Source organism: Lentimicrobium sp. S6 (assembly GCF_013166635.1).
GTDB lineage: Bacteria > Bacteroidota > Bacteroidia > Bacteroidales > UBA12170 > UBA12170.
Genome location: NZ_JABKBZ010000013.1, coordinates 58224 through 79457, shown reverse-complemented (window position 1 = coordinate 79457; position 21234 = coordinate 58224). Strand labels below are relative to the sequence as shown.

Annotated in this window: 21 protein-coding genes; 16 read left to right on the top strand and 5 right to left on the bottom strand. The window is 34.7% G+C overall.

The genetic code is table 11. The features are described 5' to 3' along the window. Nucleotides 1-277: 277 nt before the first annotated feature. From HNS40_RS06830 to HNS40_RS06770, 13 genes are all read left to right on the top strand, one after another. Nucleotides 278-991 (top strand): hypothetical protein, encoded by a 714-nt coding sequence (locus HNS40_RS06830; RefSeq protein ID WP_172279017.1) that lies wholly within the window; start codon nt 278-280, stop codon nt 989-991. Nucleotides 992-1914: 923 nt separating this feature from the next. Further along, nucleotides 1915-2109 carry a hypothetical protein gene (locus HNS40_RS06825; RefSeq protein ID WP_172279015.1) on the top strand — a complete coding sequence of 65 codons (195 nt, stop codon included), beginning with the start codon at nt 1915-1917 and terminating at the stop codon, nt 2107-2109. A 181-nt stretch (nt 2110-2290) separates the two neighbouring features. Further along, nucleotides 2291-2518, top strand: coding sequence for a hypothetical protein (locus HNS40_RS06820; RefSeq protein WP_172279013.1), 228 nt, complete (start codon nt 2291-2293; stop codon nt 2516-2518). A 483-nt stretch (nt 2519-3001) separates the two neighbouring features. Then, nucleotides 3002-3460, top strand: coding sequence for a MarR family winged helix-turn-helix transcriptional regulator (locus HNS40_RS06815; RefSeq protein WP_172279011.1), 459 nt, complete (start codon nt 3002-3004; stop codon nt 3458-3460). A 419-nt stretch (nt 3461-3879) separates the two neighbouring features. Continuing rightward, complete coding sequence (locus tag HNS40_RS06810; protein WP_172279009.1) at nt 3880-6141, top strand: molybdopterin-dependent oxidoreductase; 2262 nt, start codon at nt 3880-3882, stop codon at nt 6139-6141. Continuing rightward, on the top strand, nt 6138-6671 hold the full coding sequence (locus HNS40_RS06805) for a 4Fe-4S dicluster domain-containing protein (RefSeq protein ID WP_172279006.1): 534 nt from the start codon (nt 6138-6140) through the stop codon (nt 6669-6671). Before HNS40_RS06810 ends, HNS40_RS06805 begins: the two co-directional genes overlap by 4 nt. A gap of 12 nt (nt 6672-6683) precedes the next feature. Continuing rightward, nucleotides 6684-7676: an NrfD/PsrC family molybdoenzyme membrane anchor subunit gene (gene nrfD, locus HNS40_RS06800; protein ID WP_172279004.1), complete on the top strand. Its 993-nt coding sequence runs from the start codon at nt 6684-6686 to the stop codon at nt 7674-7676. A gap of 11 nt (nt 7677-7687) precedes the next feature. Next, entirely contained in the window at nt 7688-8224 is a 537-nt protein-coding gene (locus tag HNS40_RS06795; protein ID WP_172279001.1) for a YeeE/YedE thiosulfate transporter family protein, read from the top strand. Between the two features lie 12 nt (nt 8225-8236). Beyond that, nucleotides 8237-8827 carry a YeeE/YedE thiosulfate transporter family protein gene (locus HNS40_RS06790; protein WP_172278999.1) on the top strand — a complete coding sequence of 197 codons (591 nt, stop codon included), beginning with the start codon at nt 8237-8239 and terminating at the stop codon, nt 8825-8827. Nucleotides 8828-8837: 10 nt separating this feature from the next. Then, the gene (locus tag HNS40_RS06785) at nt 8838-9464 is read left to right on the top strand and encodes a rhodanese-like domain-containing protein (RefSeq protein WP_172278997.1); all 627 of its coding nucleotides are present in this window, start codon (nt 8838-8840) and stop codon (nt 9462-9464) included. A 25-nt stretch (nt 9465-9489) separates the two neighbouring features. Next, nucleotides 9490-10107, top strand: coding sequence for a rhodanese-like domain-containing protein (locus tag HNS40_RS06780; RefSeq protein WP_172278995.1), 618 nt, complete (start codon nt 9490-9492; stop codon nt 10105-10107). A gap of 18 nt (nt 10108-10125) precedes the next feature. Next, complete coding sequence (locus HNS40_RS06775; RefSeq protein WP_172278993.1) at nt 10126-11253, top strand: rhodanese-like domain-containing protein; 1128 nt, start codon at nt 10126-10128, stop codon at nt 11251-11253. 186 nt (nt 11254-11439) lie between these two features. After that, the gene (locus HNS40_RS06770) at nt 11440-14241 is read left to right on the top strand and encodes an alpha-amylase family glycosyl hydrolase (RefSeq protein WP_172278990.1); all 2802 of its coding nucleotides are present in this window, start codon (nt 11440-11442) and stop codon (nt 14239-14241) included. A 187-nt stretch (nt 14242-14428) separates the two neighbouring features. Here the strand turns inward: HNS40_RS06770 and rplT are convergent, their stop codons facing one another. From rplT to thrS, 4 genes are all read right to left on the bottom strand, one after another. Next, complete coding sequence (gene rplT / locus HNS40_RS06765) at nt 14429-14773, bottom strand: 50S ribosomal protein L20 (protein WP_172278988.1); 345 nt, start codon at nt 14771-14773, stop codon at nt 14429-14431. A 74-nt stretch (nt 14774-14847) separates the two neighbouring features. After that, the gene (gene rpmI / locus HNS40_RS06760) at nt 14848-15042 is read right to left on the bottom strand and encodes a 50S ribosomal protein L35 (RefSeq protein ID WP_172278986.1); all 195 of its coding nucleotides are present in this window, start codon (nt 15040-15042) and stop codon (nt 14848-14850) included. A gap of 68 nt (nt 15043-15110) precedes the next feature. Continuing rightward, on the bottom strand, nt 15111-15605 hold the full coding sequence (infC, locus tag HNS40_RS06755; RefSeq protein WP_371742923.1) for a translation initiation factor IF-3: 495 nt from the start codon (nt 15603-15605) through the stop codon (nt 15111-15113). Between the two features lie 86 nt (nt 15606-15691). Continuing rightward, complete coding sequence (thrS, locus tag HNS40_RS06750; RefSeq protein WP_172278984.1) at nt 15692-17632, bottom strand: threonine--tRNA ligase; 1941 nt, start codon at nt 17630-17632, stop codon at nt 15692-15694. Nucleotides 17633-17835: 203 nt separating this feature from the next. On the opposite strand from thrS, the gene HNS40_RS06745 reads away from it, so the two are divergent. From HNS40_RS06745 to HNS40_RS06735, 3 genes are all read left to right on the top strand, one after another. Next, nucleotides 17836-18399, top strand: a complete 564-nt coding sequence (locus tag HNS40_RS06745; protein ID WP_172278982.1) for a hypothetical protein — start codon at nt 17836-17838, stop codon at nt 18397-18399. 150 nt (nt 18400-18549) lie between these two features. Beyond that, on the top strand, nt 18550-19146 hold the full coding sequence (locus tag HNS40_RS06740; protein ID WP_172278980.1) for a hypothetical protein: 597 nt from the start codon (nt 18550-18552) through the stop codon (nt 19144-19146). A gap of 1 nt (nt 19147) precedes the next feature. After that, nucleotides 19148-20017: an RluA family pseudouridine synthase gene (locus HNS40_RS06735; protein WP_172278978.1), complete on the top strand. Its 870-nt coding sequence runs from the start codon at nt 19148-19150 to the stop codon at nt 20015-20017. A 177-nt stretch (nt 20018-20194) separates the two neighbouring features. Here the strand turns inward: HNS40_RS06735 and HNS40_RS06730 are convergent, their stop codons facing one another. Continuing rightward, nucleotides 20195-21223 carry a T9SS type A sorting domain-containing protein gene (locus HNS40_RS06730; protein WP_172278976.1) on the bottom strand — a complete coding sequence of 343 codons (1029 nt, stop codon included), beginning with the start codon at nt 21221-21223 and terminating at the stop codon, nt 20195-20197. Nucleotides 21224-21234: the final 11 nt, after the last annotated feature.

Below are 21234 nucleotides of genomic sequence, written 5' to 3'. Positions count from 1 at the left end.
AGTTCTTTTATGAGAAGTTAAACTATATTCATCAGAATCCAGTTCAAGAAATGCTAGTTGAAAGACCAGAGGAATATTTGTTTAGCACTGCACGGAATTATGCTGAGTTGTCTTTTGTATTGAATGTTATTTTAGAAACTCCTGAATTGAAGAACTATGTTTAATGATATGGTAAACAGTGTTATATGACGCACGGATTGCAAATCCGCGCTAGCGGGATTGATGAAAGCATTTGGTCAATATGGTGTGTTTAGAAAAAACCTTTAATAAATAATATATGAAATTCATTAGATTAATTATCACAATTGTTATAGTATTTGTTACTTCGTCACTTCATTCACAGAGTTTAATTTCAAAATTAGATACTGCATTGTATAGTTCTGTTGGTATGATTAAAAATACTTTGGGTTTTGATACAAAAGCTAAATGTTCGTATGCGGTAGTGAGAATATTATCGACAAGCTCTAAAAGAAGGATTGATTTTAATATTTCTTATGTTCATCGTAGATGTTTGGTTGAAAATATTTATGCTGATTATTATCTAGTATTTAATGATACAGTTAAAATAATTATAATTAATGATTCTAAACTAAAATTTGAATTTCCATTGTTTTTGCAAAAAGATGATTGTTTATGCCCCCCAGGTTCAGAGTTTGATTTTGGAAATGATAGGTTTGATTTTCATCCTGTTGTGTACTCCTTCTCTTCAACGTGGCTTTTGAAAAAGAGGAAGCTTAAAATTGATTATAAATATATACCATTTAAAGAAATTCCGTTTAATAATAGGCCGATAAAAACATACTTTGGGATACCAGGCCGATTGACAATCGATACAGCCAGCAATCCCAATGGGGATTTTTGGATACGCAGTTTAAATAGGGTTTATCGATTGACAAATGGAACTCAGATGCCAGATAGTGTATATAATAAAAAGATTAATAGTCATTTTATTATAGAATTAGATGAACAGGAGTGTTTATTTGATAGATAAACCGTTTGTTTGGAAAGGTCTGTTACTAAAACTCCTGCTATCACGGAAATGTTTTTCAAAAGACGGTCAAGCTACATGGTAATACGGTTACTGAACAACATCATTTTGGTTATGATATCGGTGGTTATCAAATTACTACTGGTTCTTTTAATGATGCATTGTTTTCTTATAAATACTCAATTAAGGTATATCATTATAGTACGGAAGGATATTACTATTTTAATGTAATGTCTACAAATGTTCTTAATTTTATAAAATCGGCAAATTATTCAGGTGGGCTTACAGAAAAACCTTATCCTTATTAAATTAAAAACCCGCTAGCTCGGAAATGTTTTCTGTGCGTATAACAACAAGATAGGCAGTCAATTTATTAAATTTTCTATCTTTGTTAGATAAGTATAAAATATACCAATCAGATAAAGCTTATTTTATTACTATGACAACGGTTGGTTGTGAAATAGATAGAAGAAGAGCCAGAAGGCAGACGAGAATGGCTATTGCCATTATTACAGAAATTTTGTGCACATTTAAAGTGAGAGCAAAAGCACAAGGTCTGGCAAGATGGAAATCATGCAAAGGTAATTTATAGCACAGAGTTCTTTTATGAGAAATTGAATTATATTCACCAAAACCCAGTTCAAGAAATGATAGTAGAAAAACCTGAGGATTATTTGTTTAGCTCAGCTAGAAATTATGCTGAATTGCCTTTTGTATTGGATGTTATTTTAGAAACACCTCAATTGAAGAATTATGTTTAGTGGTTTGGTAAACAGTGTTATATGGTGCACGGATTGCAAATCCGCGCTAGCAGGGGCAAAAATTAAAGCTGGTAATTTTGATAACTCTGATTTTATAGAATTAAATTATGAAGTGTTGAATTATTCAGTAAGCAAAACAAATGATGTATTAAACTCAAATAAATAATGGAAAGAGAATTAACTGGAATATTTTCAATAGTTGCAAGTATAATAATATTGCTAACCGTATATGGTAATAAAGATAAGAGATTTAAGCTTATAGAAGGTAAAAAAGATTTTCATGGTTACCTTAAAACATATTCTGGATTAGTATATTTCTTGTTAGCATTGATTACTGGATTATATTTATTATTTTTTTAATACGCATAAAGTTTTCCTTTTGCACTGAACAGTTATTTAGGTTTTTACAAACTTATGATTGTCTTGTTTCCTGTATAACCCGCTAGCGCGGAAAGTTCTACTGATTGTAACATCAGTATGTTTTCCGTGCGTATAACATTAGTACGAAAAGCTAATTTCCAAAGTTTTCTATCTTTGTTAGATGTCAGATAAGTATAAAACGCACGAGCCAGATAAGGCCTATTTTATAACAATGACAACAGTAGGCTGGGTTGATATTTTCACTCGAAAGAATCACAAACTTGCCATTGTAGATTCTTTAAAATATTGTCAAGAAAATAAAGGTTTAGAGATTTACGGTTGGGTATTGATGCATAGTCATTTACATTTAATGCCGATGAATTTAGGAGATAATATTATTTTGGTTTGAAATATATGATTGCAATTTAAAATTATCGGCATTTACCATTGTAATAATGAAATTGCAAAGAGCATTTTTCATTAAACAATTGGTAGAATTTGCAGAGCAGCAGAAGGTCATAGCTTAACGGATATACTGAGAAATTTAAAAAAATATGTTTCTAAGAAAATTGTAAAACAAATAGAAGAAGGGCGAGAAAGTAGGCGAGAATGGCTTTTGCCATTATTTAAGAAATATTGTGAGCATTTAAAGCGAGAGCAAGAATACAAACTTTGGCAAGATGGTAATCATGCTTAAGTAATTTACAGTAAAGAGTTCTTTTGTATCTTTTCTTGCTAATTTAAAAAAATGAAAAGTTTTTATCTGAATTAATTCATCCTTCTTGGTGTGTTAATTATTAATGACTCGCATAAATAGACAAAGTATAAATAGCGAAACTCGATATACTGATCCCTAAAAAATTATTATGTTTGCATAATAATTACTCATACTATGAAAGCTCAAGATACTATTGGTTACCAAGTAAAATCGGGATGGCAAGCTATTGTCAAAATGTATAATCGTTTGACTACTGAATATGACTTTTCTCAAGCGGAGGGTTATGTATTAATAAGTATTAAAAAGGATGGTATTCCGGTAACTAAAATAGCTCCTCTAATGGGTATAGAGCCCACCAGTCTAAGTCGCCTATTGAAGACCATGGAGGAAAAAGGATTGGTTTATCGTGAAAAAGATTTAGTTGATCGACGAGTAGTGAAGTTATATCTTACACCAAAAGGATTGGAATTAAAAAAGATCAGTCGTAAAATGGTTTTGGATTATAATAAAGCCATTTTAGAGCATGTTGGACAAGAAGATTTAGATGCATTTCTAAAAACAATGGATAAAATCAAAAAACTTACTTGTACTCTAGCTGTACCCGATAATGAATTAGATTCCAGAAATTGTTAGAATTCAATAGTATAATTTATTACCATTTCAATAAATTAGATTTATTTAGACTATATTTAAATTATGCATAAGAATTCAATTTGTATAATATCTAAATAGAATTTGTGAATCTCAGATAATCAGTACATTAGTAATTATTTTATTCGTGTGAAAAATATCACAATAGTATTGATGTCACTATATCAATCACTTAGCATCTTGTGTTTTAAAGCGCTTTAATATCCCCGTTTCATTTTAAACAGCTATTTTTGCATTTTATATATAGATATCTATATATGATGATGTGTAATGAATATTGATTTTTATCAAAATAACTAATTCATGAACCGAACATGAATTTAATCATGCTTAACATTTATACAAGCATGATTAAATTCATCGAGAGTTCCATCTGACCATGAAAAATAAATTAATAACAGATGAAAACAAGACGTGAATTCATAAAGATTTCAGCAGTGGCAGCAGGAGGGATTGCTGTTCTAAAACCAGCTTTAAGTTGGTCACCTGATTTCTTAAAGAAAGACATAGAACCCTTGGATGAATCAAAAGCAAAAAGGTATCCTACTTTTTGTGAGGTTTGTTTCTGGAAATGTGCCGGATTCACCTATCTGAATAAAGATGGTGAAATTCAAAAAATTATTGGCAATGATAAGGATCCTCACTGTAATGGTAGGTTTTGTCCTCGAGGCACAGGTGGGGTAGGTATGTATTATGATAATGATAGACTTAAATTTCCTCAGAAACGTGTAGTTGATGGTGATGGAACTCATAAGTTTGTTCAAATTTCATGGGAAGAAGCCCTAGATACCATTGCCGATAATATGAAAGACATAGCCGATAAATATGGACCTGAAAGCATGGCCTTATTATATCATGCAAGTAGTGGTTCTTATTTTAAGCATTTGATGCAAGCCTATGGCTCTAAAAACATAGCTAAACCTTCATATGCCCAATGCCTAGGGCCAAGAGAAGCTGGTTTTGTCGCTACTTATGGAATGGGCGTGAGTTCTCCGGAACCCACTGATATTAAAAACACGGAGTGTTTGGTATTGATAGGAAACCACGTAGGTGAAAATATGCATAATGGTTATGTGCAAGAAGTGGCAGATGCCATTGAGCGAAACGCTTCCATTATTACTGTAGATCCTCGTTTTTCTACTATTGCTAGTAAATCTAAATTTTGGTTGCCTATTAAGCCAGCAACTGATCTGGCATTATTATTAAGTTGGATTCATGTATTGATTTATGAGGAGCTCTATGATAAGAAATATGTGGAGCAATATGCATTTGGATTTGATGAGTTAAAAGCTCATGTAAAAAATTTCACACCAGAATGGGCCTATACAAAAACAGACATCGATCCTAAAGATATTCGAGATTCAGCTTATGAGATGGCTAAAGCTTCCCCTGCTGTTATTGTTCACCCGGGTCGTCATACCACATGGTATGGGGATGATACACAAAGAACTAGAGCTATTGCCATTCTGAATGCACTCTTAGGTTCTTTTGGAAAAAAAGGAGGATGGTATTTTGCTGAAAAGAAAAGTGTTCCTCATTTTCCATCCCCAGAATATCCACATCCAAAATGGACTTGGAAAGACATCACTAGGAAAACATATAAAGGAGCAGGAACTGGTATTTCCAACGATTTAATCAAAGCTTCTTTACCAGAAAATAAAAACGAACACAAAGTTAAAGGTTGGATAGTTGTCGGTACCAATCTAATGACTACTATTCCTGATGTGGAAACCACTAAAAGAGCCATAGAGAATTTAGACTTTATTGCAGTGGTAGATACCATGCCCATGGAAATTACTGGTTATGCCGATATACTTCTTCCTGAGTGTACTTATTTAGAAAGATATGATGACATCAGGTCGAGTCAGCATAGAATTCCAAATATAGCATTACGTATGCCTGCAGCTAATCCTCGTTGGGAAAGTAAGCCAGGCTGGTGGATGGCTAAAGAGATCGCAAATCGCTTAGGATTAGGAGACTATTTTGCTTACGACAGTGTTGAGGAGGAGTTGGACTGGAAATTCAAGCAAATGGGAACCAGTCTCGAAGAAATGCAGAAAATTGGTGTGAAACAATTTGATAAGGAAACGGATTTATACTTAGCCGATGGTGAAGAGCACTATTTCAATACCGATACTGGTAAAATTGAGCTTTATTCCTTAGACTTAGAGGCTAAAGGTTATGACCCAATGCCTAAGTTCATTGAGCATAAACAACCTGATTCTGGATTCTATCGTTTGATTTATGGTAGAGCTCCAATGCACACCTTTGGACGTACCATCAATAATCCAAATCTTACCGATTTAATGGATGAGAATAAGATATGGGTAAACCCTAAAGTAGCTAAGATATGGGGAGTAGAGGCTGAGCAAGAAATCTGGTTGAAAAACCAAGATGGAAAAATCAGTACTTTCCCAATAAAAGTAAGGATTACAGAAAGAATTCGTCACGATAGTGTATATATGATTCATGGATTTGGAAATACTGAAAAGGGCTTGAGTCGTGGATATGGAAGAGGTGCTTCAGATAGTGAAATGATTACCAATGTGAAAATTGATCCTATAATGGGAGGAACAGGAATGAGAGAGAATTTTGTGACTTTCCTTCTTGAGAATCCTCATTTAGAGGAAAACAAAATAGAAAATAAGGAGGCTGAATCATGAGATATGCCATGACCATGGACACCAGAAAGTGTGTTGGATGTAGCGACTGCGTGGTAGCTTGTCAAACAGAGAATAATGTTCCTTTAGGATATTGTCGAGATTGGATAGTGGAGCATACTGCTGGTACTTATCCTCATCTTGATATGGAGCTTCGTTCAGAACGTTGTAACCAATGCGATAATACGCCTTGTGTGAGAACTTGTCCAACAGGAGCTAGCCATGTGATAGAAGGAGGGATTGTGAAAGTAACTCCCGAGGAATGTATTGGGTGTGGTGCTTGTATTCAGGCGTGTCCCTACGATGCACGTTATTTCCATCCAGATGGTTATGTAGATAAATGTACATTCTGTGACCATAGAGTTAAAAAAGGACAAACCACAGCTTGTGTGGCTGTATGTCCTACCAAATGCCTCACTTTTGGCGATTTGGATGATCCAAACTCAGATGTGTCAAAATTATTACGAGATAGAAAATGGAAGGTTTTAGCACCTGAAGCCGGAACTAAGCCTCATGTATTTTTCTTAACTTAATTATTTATAATCATGAACGAAGAAATTATAATCAGCGGTAGGAATCTTCCATATATCGATCCAGTATTAAACATCTGGCATTGGCAAATTCCACTCTATCTCTTTGTGGGAGGATTAGCCGCCGCATTGATATTTTTCTCTGCCTATTTTTTTATTAGAGGTAGAGGAGACGAATTGAAAACTTCTGTACAAATTGCACCTATTTTAGCGCCATTTGTTATTGTCATAGGTCTAATAGCTTTACTTCTAGACCTTAGACATCCAGCTTATTTTTGGCAATTATATACCACCATTCGATTAGATTCTCCAATGTCGTGGGGAGCTTGGACTTTAGCAGCTATCATGCCATTATCAGTCATCTGGCCTTTAACTTTTTTGAAGGAGATAAAAGAATACTTCTCTGAAAGTGGAAAAAGAGTTAAGGGTTTGATTCAGTGGATTGAAGACATTATCAACGCCATTAAACCTCTAAAGCTAAGTATTGAATGGTTTACCAAATATCGTTACCAATTGGCATGGGTGAATGCCATATTAGCTATTATATTAGGGGTTTATACTGGAATTTTATTATCTGCTTTTAATGCTCGTCCTCTTTGGAATACAAGTATTTTAGGCCCTCTGTTTTTAGTCTCAGGATTGTCAACAGGAGCAGCGGTCATTATGTGGATGAGTAGAAGTAAAAAGGAAAGATTAATTTTTAGTAGAATCGATTTATTATTAATAGCTATTGAGCTCTTCTTTATTATCCACTTATTTATGGGGTTCTTAGCCAGTGGAGCAGTGCAAATTGAGGCTGCTCAATTATTCCTTGGAGGAGATTATACTGCCATCTTCTGGGCTGGAGTAGTTATGGTTGGATTAGTGATTCCTGCCATTTTAGAAACGATGGAGTTATATGGTTATCATATTCCAATTTCTATTCCAGCATTATTGATCTTAATTGGTGGATTATTATTCCGATTTATTATGGTGGAAGCTGGACAGATAACAAGATATTTATATTAATACATGGAAAAATGAAAGATATAAAAAGAGATAAACCAGATCCAAATAAATATATGAATCCCTATTTAGCAGGGATCCTATTAGGTATCGTTATTATAGCAGCCTTTTTCTTCAGCGGTGAAGGATTAGGTGGGAGTGGAGCATATAAAGATATGGTGAAAGCTAGTGTGGTTAAAGTAGCTCCAGAGTATGCCGCTGATGCATCTTATTTTGAAGAAGCCGCCAAGGCAGAACGTAGTCCTATGAAATCCTGGTTAGTTTTTGAAGTATTGGGAATGGTATTAGGAGGTGTGGTTTCTGGAGCTTTTGCTGGTAGACTGAAGTTGAAACTTGAGCACTCACCAAATATTACCTCAAGGACAAGAATCATATTCGCTATTTTAGGGGGAATATTTTTTGGAGTAGGTTCTCAACTGGGCAGAGGATGCACATCAGGAGCTGGACTTAGTGGAATGGCTGTGATGTCTTTGTCAGGCTTTATAGCAGCAGGTGCCATCTTTGGTGGAGGCTATCTGTTCGCGTACTTTTTTAGAAAATTATGGATTTAAAAAGAAAAGAAAATGGCACCAATATTTGAATTTACAAGTGAATGGAACCTGCTAGCAGCCTTAGTGATAGGATTTGCCTTTGGATGGGTTTTAGAAAGAGCCGGATTCTCTACTTCTAGAAAATTAGCCGGTGTGTTTTATGGATATGACTTTGTGGTTATCAAAGTGTTTTTCACAGCTGCTGTAACGGCAGCATTAGGATTGTTTCTACTGAATCAAATGGGATTGTTATATTTTGACGAAGTATGGATGCCCAACACCTTTTTGCTTCCAACAATAGTTGGAGGGGTAATTATGGGAATTGGATTTATTATGGGGGGATTTTGCCCTGGAACTAGTGTCCCTGCTGCTGCCATTGGAAAAATAGATGCCATGTTGTTTATCGGAGGAATGGTAATAGGCATATATTTTTATTCGTTTACCTATGAATGGATCTGGGAAGACCTCAGAAACAGTACTAATTTAGGCAAAGTGAAAATGGGTGAGCTCCTCGGTATTGGAGAAGGCTTAGCTATTTTTGTATTTATTGTGATTGCCTTAGGAACTTTTTGGTTGGTAGATACTATCAAAAAGAAGTTTAAAATTGAAGATGTAAACTATTAATATAGAAATCATGAAAAAACAATATTTGTTAGGAATGGTTTTGTTTTTGGCTTTGGGTTTATTCGTCGCTTTTTCAGGAGTAAAGAAAAGAAGCTATGTAGAAACTAAACCAGACCAGCTGTTTCTCGATTTAATTGAAAGTACGCGTTACTTTTCAGTGGAAGAAGTGGCTCAAATGATCATTGCTGAGGATCCTTCTATACTATTAATCGATGTGAGAAGTGAAGAGTTCTTTAATAAATTCTCCTTAAATGGAGCTATAAATATTCCATTGAAAGAATTATTCAAAGAAGAAAACCTAGGGTATCTTGATCAAAATGTTTATAAAACCATTTTCTATTCCAATGGCAGTAGTGATGCTGATGTGGCTTGGATTATTTCCAATCGTATGGGTTTTAAAAACACATTTGTGATGTTGGGTGGATTGAATACTTGGGTTGATAATATTCTTCAACCGCGTGATAATTCAGTGATTTGGGATAAAGTACATGATCAAATGTATCAGTATAGAAGAGGAGCCAGTATTTATTTTGGTGGCGATGATAATGGAGTACAAGAAAGCGGTGGTGAAGTTAAAAAACCAAGTGCAGCTCCTATCAAGCGCAAGAAGAAAGAAGTAGAAGGCGGTTGTAGTTAATCATTCATCCTCAAAAACTAAAAAAATGAAAATAATAAAGAAACTATTTTTTGTGATGCTTTTGGCTTTTATCATGGTCTCTTGTAGCGATAGCAGCAAAAAGGAATATGCTTTAAGCATAGATGAAACCCTAGATGCCTACTTACATAAAGAAGATATTTTGTCCATAGAGAAATTGGCTAATATCCTACTTTGCAAGCATGAAAATGTTTATCAAATGATAGATCTAAGGACGCCTCCTGAGTATATTAAAAGTCATGTGGAAGGAGCTATTAATATCCCAGCTAAGAATGTTTTGGATATGGAATATTATGATATCCTTAATCAAGATGAAATCATAAACGTGCTTTATTGTCGTGATAAAAACCAAGCTATAAATATTTATATGATATTGAAACAATTAGGTTTTAAAAATATAAAAGTAGCTTTAGGCGGATATGATTATATCAATGAATTCATTATCGCTCAATATGGTATTCATTCTGGTGATTATAACGATGAGAAACCCAAATATGATTATTTGAGGATGGTAGTTGGTGTAGATCAGCCAGTTCAGGATAGTATTTCTGCTCCTCAAGTCATTGTGAAGAATCCTAACAAAGTGGTTAAGGATTTTGATGAAGAATGTCCAGATTTAAACTAATACACAAAAATTAAGTAAATGAATAATTCGAAATATATCATCATTATAGCACTTCTTTTAAGTCTAGGACTTAGTTCTTGTCAGCAAAAATACGAGCCAGGTCATGGTTTGAAAGAAGTTCCTGAAGGTAGAATAGATATACCTGAAATTGAAGCTCTCCTCACTTTTATGGGAAATTCAGGAGATTATATCAATTCACCAACTTTCCCTAGTTTAATAAATGCTGAGGATGTCTTCGAAAATTTAAATAGCTATTTTATTATAGATATCCGAAATAATGAGGACTATAGAGGCGGACATATTAATGGAGCTGTTAATATCGATATTCCAAATTTGATGGATTATCTAACCAAAACGGTTGCAGCTTCAGCTTATGACAGATTAGTGATTGTTTGTAAGAATGGACAAACATCAGCCTATGTAACTGGAGTGCTTCGTTTGTTAGGTTATAGTAATGCTTATTCTATGAGCTATGGAATGTCATCTTGGAATCCGAGTATTGATTATTGGAGTGATAGAGTATCAAATAAATATGCAAATAAGCTAGAAATAAAGGAAAATGCTTTATCAAGAACCTATCCTTTTCCTCAAATTAAAACAGGTCAATCCTGTGGAGCTGAAATATTGAATGCTAGAGGAATCACTCTATTCAATACGCCAACAAATAGGTTGATGATAAAAGCAGACAGAGTGTTTAAGGAGTTAGATGAGTTTCACATCATAGCCTATATGCCAAAGGAAATCTACGATCAAGGTCATATACCAGGTGCATTTCATTATGAACCAAAACAATCTTTAAACAAAGAAGACTTACTAAACACGCTGCCATCGAATAATAAAAAGATTTTAGTTTACGATTATACTGGACAAACGGCTTCTTTTGTGATGGCATATTTAAGGCTACTGGGGTATAATGCTTTCACAATGCCCATGGGTGCCAATAGCTTTATGTATCATATTTTGGAAGCCAATGGGAAACCCGTTTTTGAGAAATCGAAGAAAGTAAGTGATTTTCCTTTGATTAAAGGAAATACACCAACCGATAAAGAATTTGAAAAACAAATCAATTCTTCTACCCCTGCACCAAAAAAAGAGAAAAAAATTATAAAACGTAAGAAGAAAGAAGTAGAAGGCGGCTGTAGTTAAAAGAAAACCTAAATCATCAATTATATATTTTAGAGATTTCCATTGGGGAATCTCTTTTTTCATAAGGAATTTTGTGGTCTACAATTATTTATTTACAACAAACGTTTGCGGTTCTTTTTTAGTCTAACATTGCAATAATCACATCTTTATTTAGTTACTTTTGTGATTCATACAAAAAAAAATCAGATGTTTAAAAAATTATCAGTACTTCTAATGGCATTTTTGGTGTCATTTGGGCTATTTGCTCAAGTAGTTACTACCAATCCTGCTTTTCCCCAGGAAAATCAACAAGTTATTATTACTTTCAATGCTGCTGAGGGGAGCCAGGGATTAATGGGCTATACTGGAGATATCTGGGCTCATACAGGTGTAATAACTGAGAATAGCACTTCTGGAGGTGATTGGAAATATGTAGTTGCTGGTTGGGGTGAAAATACCGATAAAGCCAAACTTACTCGTATTTCTGATGATATCTATACTTTAGATATTGGCCCATCAATTCGTGAATATTATGGCGTACCAGAAGGAGAAGCTATCCTCCAAATAGCTTTGGTTTTTCGTAATAGCGATGGAAGTCAAACAGGAAAAGATGATGGTGATTTAGATATTTTTACAGATGTTTATGAAGCAGGATTAAATGTAGATATTGAATCTCCAATTAATGGAACCATCATCAATTTAAATGAAACTATTCAAGTAATTGCAAATGGAACCGATGCCGATTATACTAAGTTCTATATTAATGATAATTTAATTGCTGAGTTCGATCCAGAAGGGTTTACTTATGATTATACAGCAACAGTTGATGGTAAAACTACATTTAAAGTTGAAGCTTACTCTGGTGCAGATATGGTAGTCGATTCCGCTTATATTTTTGTGAAAGGGGAGGTTACTGTTGAAGAACTGCCTGCTGGTATGAATGACGGAGTTAATTATTTAAGCGATAACTCTGTTATTTTGAGTCTACTAGCACCTGGTAAAGAATATGCCTTTGCCATTGGCGATTTTAGTAATTGGGAAGTGAGTGATGAGGTATTCATGAAGAAAACTCCTGGTGGAGAGCGGTTTTGGGTACAAATTGATGGTTTAACACCTGGCCAAGCTTATATTTATCAGTATTATATAGATGGAGAATTGAAAGTGGCAGATGTATATTCAGAGCAAATCTCTGATCCTTGGAATGACCAATATATCGATGAAAATACTTTCCCTAATATGCCAGAATATCCAACAGGAAAAGCAAGCGGTATTGCCTCTGTTTTGATGACAGGACAAGAAGAATACCAGTGGAATGTAGAAAATTTCCAAGCACCTAAGGTTACTGATATGGTGATTCAAGAAATCTTAATTCGCGATATCCATGCAAACCATAATTATCAATTTATGATTGATACACTTTCTTATTATAAAAATATGGGCGTCAATGTGATTGAATTAATGCCCATTAATGAATTCGAAGGCAATAGCTCTTGGGGATATAATCCTTCTTTCTATTTTGCCGTAGATAAGTATTATGGAACTAAAAATAAACTGAAGGAGTTTATTGATCTTTGTCATGCCAATGGAATTGCTGTCGTTATCGATATGGTTTTAAATCATTCTTACGGACAAAATCCTCAAGTGTTGATGTATTGGGATGGAATCAATAACCGCCCTGCTGCTAATAACCCATGGTTTAATGTGCAATCTCCTAATACTTCTTATAGTTGGGGGTATGATTATAATCACGAAAGTCCTTTTACAGAAGCTTTTGTGGATAGTGTGAATTCTTATTGGATTAGCGAATATAAAGTGGATGGATTCCGTTTTGACTTCACAAAAGGTTTTACTAATACTTCAGGTGATGGTTGGGTATATGATGCCAGTAGAATAGAAATTCTTGAAAGAATGGCCAATAAAATTTGGGAAGTAGATGACGATGCTTATGTTATTTTTGAACATTTAGCAGATAACTCAGAGGAAAAAGTTTTAGCTAATAATGGTATCTTATTATGGGGAAATATGAATAATAACTTCAAAGAAGCTAATATGGGTTATAACTCAAGCGGGAAATCTGACTTAAGTTGGTCTTCTTATCAAAGAAGAACTTGGAATGATCCTCATGTAGTATCTTATATGGAAAGTCACGATGAAGATCGTCAGATGCATTACAACCTTACTTGGGGAAATAGTAATGGAGATTACGATATTACTAACTTAGGTACTGGATTAAGAAGAATTGGTTTGTCAACCCTGTTTCATACCATCATTCCAGGTCCTAAAATGTATTGGCAATTTAGTGAGCTAGGTTATGATTATTCTATCAATTGGCCAAGTGGAAATGATAACGATAGGTTAACTCCAAAACCACCAAAATGGGAATACCAAGAAGATTGGCAAAGAATGTATCTTCACGATATTACAGCTGCTTTAAATAAGCTGAAGACTGAGCAGGATGCTTGGGAAACCACCAATTATGAGATTGATGTTTATGGAGCCATTAAAACCGTAACCTTATTGCATGATGATATGAATGTAGTAGCTGTTGGAAATTTTGATGTGGTAAATAAGGAAGTAGAAATCGATTTCCCAAATAGCGGAACTTGGTATAATTATTTCGATGATCAAACCATCACTATCGGTGCTGATTTAAAATGGGCTACCACATTAGATAGAGGAGGGTATTTCTTATTTACAACGGTTGAACTAGAGAATCCAGAATTAGGTACTGGAATTAGTAACAGTCCAATGAGTTCAAATAGCTCCTTAACCCTGTATCCAAATCCAGCACAAGATCAATTGCTTGTCCTCCTCCAAAGTGGAGCAAAAGGAAGTCTAGAGTTAAAAGTGCTAGACATTAATGGTAGAGAGGTATTCAGAAAATCTAGTTATTCTGTTACCAATACCTACGAAGGCGTTATTCCTGTAAATAATTTGGAAGAAGGAATTTATATTCTTCAAATTCAAACCGAATCTAGTATTATAAGTCAGAAGTTTATGAAGTTATAAACTGAAATTAAAATATGGAGAATCCTCAAATTATTATTGGTTTGGGGATTTTTTGTTTTAATTAGGATTTTATAGTTGCTCATACATAGCAATTATAATGGGTAGAACCTAATGAAAATCTAAAATATATCAGGCACAAAAAAAACCAGTTTCCAAAAGGAAACTGGTTTTATCATATAAGTAGCTACTATTTAATAGCGTCTACAATGGCTTTGAAAGCAGCCTCGTTATTCATTGCCAAATCGGCTAATGCTTTACGATTCAATTCAATTCCTTTTTTATGGATTTTACCCATAAATACTGAGTACGACATACCATGTATGCGTGCTGCAGCGTTGATACGTGCAATCCATAATTGTCTGAAATTAGCTTTCTTAGCTTTTCTGTCGCGGTAGGCATATACTAAACCTTTTTCATAGGCGTTTTTAGCTACTGTCCAAACATTTTTTCTACGGCCGAATTGTCCTTTGACACGGCTCATAATCTTCTTGCGTCTTGTTCTAGCCGCAACTACATTTACTGATCTTGGCATTTCTTTAATTTTTTTCGATTTAGCGTTCCATTAGAATCTTAAAGGCTAAATCAATAGTTTTTAAAACTTAATTTTTACTTACAAAGCATTAACTTAATATTAGGCACATCACATGGTTCAACCATTGCAGCATAAGTTAAATTACGCTTTTGCTTCTTGGTTTTCTTAGTTAAGATGTGGCTTTTATAAGCATGCTTTCTCTTAATTTTACCTGATCCGGTAAAGGTGAACCTTTTTTTGGCACCGGATTTAGTTTTCATTTTTGGCATTAGTCTACAATTTATTTATTAATAATAATGCATTTCTGTGGCAACAGCCACTATATAAATAAGATTACTTATTTCTTTTTCTTAGGGGCAATCATCATTATCATTCGCTTTCCTTCTAATTTAGGAAGGTTTTCAACCTTGCCAAACTCTTCCAAAGCTTGTGCGAACTTTAATAATTGCAATTCTCCCTGATCCTTATAGATGATATTTCTTCCTTTGAAGAATACATCTACTTTAACCTTAGCACCTTCCTCTAAAAACTTTTCCGCGTGTTTTAGTTTGAAGTTGAAATCGTGCTCATCTGTATGAGGACCTAATCTGATTTCTTTCACAACTACTTTGGCAGTTTTTGCTTTTATTTCTTTTTGCTTTTTCTTCTGGTCGTAAAGAAACTTCTTATAATCTATCACTTTACAAACTGGAGGATTCGCAGTTGGAGAAATCTCCACCAAATCGAGTCCTTGTTTTTCAGCAAGATCTAGAGCTTCTCTTAGATTATAAATCCCAGGTTCAATATTTTCCCCTACCATCCTTACTACAGGAGCAGAGATATAATGATTTATCTGATGTGCATTTTGTGGCTTTTGGTATGAACCTCTGTTTCTTCTACCACGATAGAATTTTTTTGCTATGGCTAATATCTCCTATATTAATTAAACTTAGTTATTTCTTCCACTTCTTTCTGAATCATCTCAATGAGCTCTTCTACTTTAAAAGTTCCTAAATCACCTTCACCGTGTCTTCGAACAGAAACAGTACCTGTTTCCTCTTCTTTTTCTCCAACTACCAGCATATAAGGTATTTTACTCATTTCGGCGTCACGAATCTTCCGACCCATTTTTTCACTTCGAGTGTCAATTTGGGCGCGAATTTCGGCATTTTCCATGAGATTAAAAACTTTTTCAGCATATTTTTGATATTTATCGCTGATTGGTAAAATTGTCAATTGCTCTGGAGTTAACCAAAGTGGGAAATTTCCACCACAATGTTCAATCAAAACAGCTACAAAACGCTCCATAGAACCAAAAGGAGCTCTGTGAATCATCACAGGTCTATGTTTTTCATTATCTGAACCTACATATTCCAACTCAAAACGCTCAGGTAAGTTATAATCTACTTGGATGGTTCCCAACTGCCATTTTCTACCCAATGCATCCTTCACCATAAAGTCCATCTTAGGACCATAAAAAGCGGCTTCACCATATTCAACTACGGCAGGAATCCCTCTTTCTTCGGCTACTTCGCGAATTGCATTTTCAGCATATTCCCAGTTTTCTTCAGAACCAATATACTTTTCTTTATTATCTTGATCTCGTAATGAAATCTGTACTAAATAGTCTTTAAAGTCTAAAGCTTTAAAAATCATTTCAATGATATCCATTACTTTTTTAAATTCATCTTTTACTTGCTCAGGCATACAGAAAATATGTGCATCATCCTGAGTAAATCCTCTTACTCTTGTTAAACCATGAAGTTCTCCACTTTGCTCATAACGATATACGGTACCAAATTCAGCAAAACGAATAGGAAGATCTTTATAAGAGCGAGGTGCTGTTTTGAAAATCTCACAATGGTGAGGACAATTCATAGGCTTCAATAAAAACTCTTCGTTATCAACTGGAGTCTTTATCGGTTGGAAGCTATCTTCACCATATTTAGCGTAGTGCCCAGAAGTAACATAAAGCTCTTTCTGACCAATATGAGGTGTAATTACAGGTTGGTATCCATAACGCTTTTGAACCTTCTTTAAGAAATTCTCTAGGCGTTCTCTTAGCATGGCACCTTTAGGTAACCATAATGGAAGACCTTTTCCTACTTTTTCAGAAAAAGCAAATAGCTCTAATTCTTTTCCTAGCTTACGGTGATCTCGTTTTTTAGCTTCCTCTAATAATTCCAAGTGTTCCTTCAACTCAGCTTTCTTAGTAAAGGTGATACCATAAATACGAGTTAACATCTTTCTTTTCTCATCACCGCGCCAGTATGCACCAGCAATCTTAAGCAATTTAATGGCTTTAATAGGAGAGGTGTTTATCAAGTGAGGTCCACGGCAAAGGTCAGTAAATTCACCAGTTTGATAGAAAGTGATTTCACCATCTTCCAAATCGTTAATCAACTCTAATTTGTATTCGTCACCTTTTTCCTCAAAATATTTAAGAGCTTCTGCTTTAGAAACTTCTTTTCTATCATAGGTTTGTTTTTGCTTCACCAGTTCTTTCATCTTTTGCTCGATTTTCTCGAGGTCTTTTTCAGAAACAACTTTTTCACCAAAATCTACATCATAATAAAATCCATTCTCAATATCAGGTCCAATTCCGAATTTCACTCCAGGATAAAGAATTTCTATAGCTTCAGCCATTAAGTGAGCAGAAGAGTGCCACATGGCCGCTTTTCCTTCATCATCAGTCCACGTGAGTAGTTGTAGAGAGTCATTATCGTTTAGTGGTCTTGAGGCATCTTGAACTAGTCCGTTTACTTTGGCAGCTAGTACGTTACGTGCTAAGCCTTCGCTGATAGTAAGAGCCACATCGTGACTTGTACTACCGTCGGGCATTTCTTTTACCGAATTATCAGGTAATGTGATCTTTATCATGTTTGTAATAATTTCTAATTTAGGGCTGCAAAGGTAACAAAATTATAGCTTAATCGAGTCTAATTTTTCAAGGAACTATTGTTAATAAAGAGTTTAAGGATTTAGGTTGGAACATGGGCAAATGAATTCGTTCTTGTTAACGAATGTATTCCCCTATTTTAATAAAATTTGTATTATTTTTGAATAGCTAAAAAGATAATTATATGTCTGGATTTTCCATGCCTCCAACAAAATGGGTTTTTAGAAAGAAACCAAATGAAATGTATTCCACAAAAAGGACCACCAATGTCGGTATTGAAAATGAACACAGGGAATTTAAACCTCAACCTAAATTGAAATGGTTTAAAAGTAGTCTGCAGCCATTTTTCTTCTTTTTGTTAATTGCTTCTATTGGCCTTGTAATTGGCTTGTATTATTTCAGCAGAAAAGATGAAATGATTTCTAGGACAATTAATCAAAAAGAAAAATTAAGGAATCAAATCTACGAAAACACTAATTACCTGCTCGATAATGCGGAGTATCTATATGCAAGTGGCGATTTTGTGTCTGCAAAGAAAGACTTGGATTTAGTTTTAAAATCGAATCCCCAAAGTGTAAAAGCAAATAGATTATATATTCAAACCATAATTCAACTCGTTGGGAAATATCCAAGCTATAAAGAGGAAGCTATACAAAAGACAAAAGGATGTTTACAGTATTTGACGGATTCAGAGAATGATGAGAAATTGCTTTTGACTTATCATCAAATTATATTAGAAAAGTATTAAGATTTTAAATTTAGGCTGTTTTGTTAAAATCATGGTTTAAAACTCCGAGCTTCGCACTTCATGCTTCCAGCAATTCCATCACAAATAAATCACAAATCAAATCACTAGGTCTACATAATCAATGCTTTTTCTACCTTTGAAAACAAAAACATGAAATATCCTGAATTTTATAATCAAGTAGAAACCATTAAATTATACGATCCTTTATCCGATTTTTTAGGTGCTTTTGAGGAGGGTATTATAGAATTCTCTTATTTAGATGTGGTGAAAAGTGCTGGACACTCCTGTGCGACCATGGCTGGAGCCTATTTAATAACACAAACTGCTTTAAAGGCTCTTTATAAAAATGAAATGCCTCAAAGAGGTGGAATCAAAATATCTATTAAAGGAGATATAGAAGAAGGAGTAATGGGAGTGATGTCAAATACTTTCTCACAAATTACTGGAGCTACAGAAATAAGTGGATTCAAAGGCATTGGCGGAAATTTTGTTCGTCATTCCTTAATGGAGTTTGGTGCTGATATTAAAGGTGCTTTCCGATTTGAAAGAATAGATAATGGAGAATTTGTTGACTTGGTTTATCATCCCATACCACCTGATGATAAACAAATGCCATTGATGCAAAAAATCATGATGAAGCAGGCAAGTGAAACTGATGTAAAGGAGTTTAAAGTTCTTTGGCAAGACAGAGTAAAAAGGACTTTATTAGATCATGCTACAGATCCAAATGTGATAAGGATAGTATAATATGCTTGAGCTCGTTGAATCAAAAAGACTTCCTAAGTTGGAGGATAAACTAAGGCTTTCAGATTTACCTGCTGGAATGTTCCAGCAAGTATCTTCTCGCAAAGCTTTTAAAAATGCTATAACAAATGGTTTGGTTCATCTTGATGGTCGACAGGCATATACTGCTGATTATGTATCAGGAGGTGAACAAATTGAAATTTTTAAGGATGCTAATCACAAAATAAAGCCGACTATAGATCTCAAATTAGAAGTATTATTTGAGGATGAGTACTTGGCAGTAGTTAACAAGCCGGCAGGTATATTGGTCAGTGGGAATAAAAAGTGGACTTTGGAAAATACTTTGTCATCGAATTTGACAAAAAGCAATAAAGAAGGGGCATTAGAATTTCCTGAACCCATCCACCGATTGGATTATCCTACCAGCGGCGTTTTGTTGATTGGTAAGACCAAAAAAATGGTCATCCTCCTCAATCATCTTTTTGAGGAACGTCAGGTTCGGAAGATATATCATGCGGTCACCATTGGCAAAATGGATCAGGAGGGAGTCTGTGAATCGGAGATAGAAAATAAGGTAAGTAAGTCTACGTATCAAGTACTATCAAGTTTAGAATCTCCCAAATACGGTTTTCTTAACCTTGTCCAACTCAGTCCTCATACTGGCCGCAGACATCAGCTTCGCATTCATATGGCAGAAATGGGAAACCCCATCTTTGGCGACCTTAAATACGGAGCAGAAGGTTTGATTTCTAAAGGCAATGGCTTGTTTTTGCATGCCTCCTCCTTACGTTTTGTTCATCCTGTAACTGGTTTAGAATTATATATAGAAAAGTCTTTGCACACGAAGTTTTTGAAAATATTTCCTAATGGTTAATAGAACCATTAACTGATAGCGGATACCTCATACGTTTTATAGGGTTAAAAGTACTTTTATTATCAACTTATATGCTTCAAGGGGATTGGTTAAATATAGTATAAATCTACCCATTAAAAAACCAACATTAAACTTAAAGTTTAAATGTTGGTTAAATACACACTCCATTGAAAAATTCTACCTAATTATTATTTTATGTTTTTCATTATGATGGATCGAGTTTAGTTTAAGTAGATATACTCCATTCTTTAAATGACTAATATCTAAATTATGATTATTATGAATGGAGGATTCTTGATAAAGTATTTTCCCTTTTAAGTCAGTTAGGGTAATATCATAGCTTTCTTTTTGAGCCCATTTAACTTGAAATATTCCAGAAGAGGGGTTTGGAGAAATGGTGAGGTTTGATGCCGCCATGGATGCTGTTCCCATACAATTATGTACTCTGGCTAATTCTTCTTGGGTATAGGTAATTTCACTATCGGCGTTTGAAACCGTCAAGCTCACATCAAAATTACCAGGGTCAGGGAAATAAATCATCGGATTTTCTTCACTGGAAGTGGGAGGGTAGCCACCTTCAAAGGTCCACTCCCAGTTAGTGATTTCACCTAAAGACCTATCATGGAAGAGCATATAGTTTTCAGCACATATATCGTTATTATAAGCAATGAAGTCGGCTTCTAAGGCACAAAAGTTTTGATTGATACCATAGCCTTCTAAAACTTCTATCAAAGACTCCGCTGTAGGAATAGGCCATATATTCTGCTCTAATATACTATGATCGGGGGCTATAAGTACAAAAGTAGGATAAACAGGGATGCCATAAGCTTCACAAACGGCGGTTCCTCCTCCTTCTACTCCGCTTACCGATGGGTATGCTACTCCGAATTCTTCATCAAACTCATGACATTGCTCATCTGTATTTCCATAATCCATGGCTATAAATTCTATATCGAACTCACCACAACCAAAATACTCGTATGCTTCGCTTACTTTAGGTACTGCTCCTTGACAGGGTACACAAGTAGTAAAGTAGAAATCTATCAAGACATACTTCCCCTGATTATCTAATAAGTCGAATAGGTGAATGTCGTTTCCATCTAAATCGGTAACTTCAAAATCCCCTGCTTCAGTTAGGTTGGTTTGGGCAAATAATTGGTGAAAGCCTAGAATAAATAGAATTATAATGTAAAAGGTTTTTCTCATGAGCTTTTCGT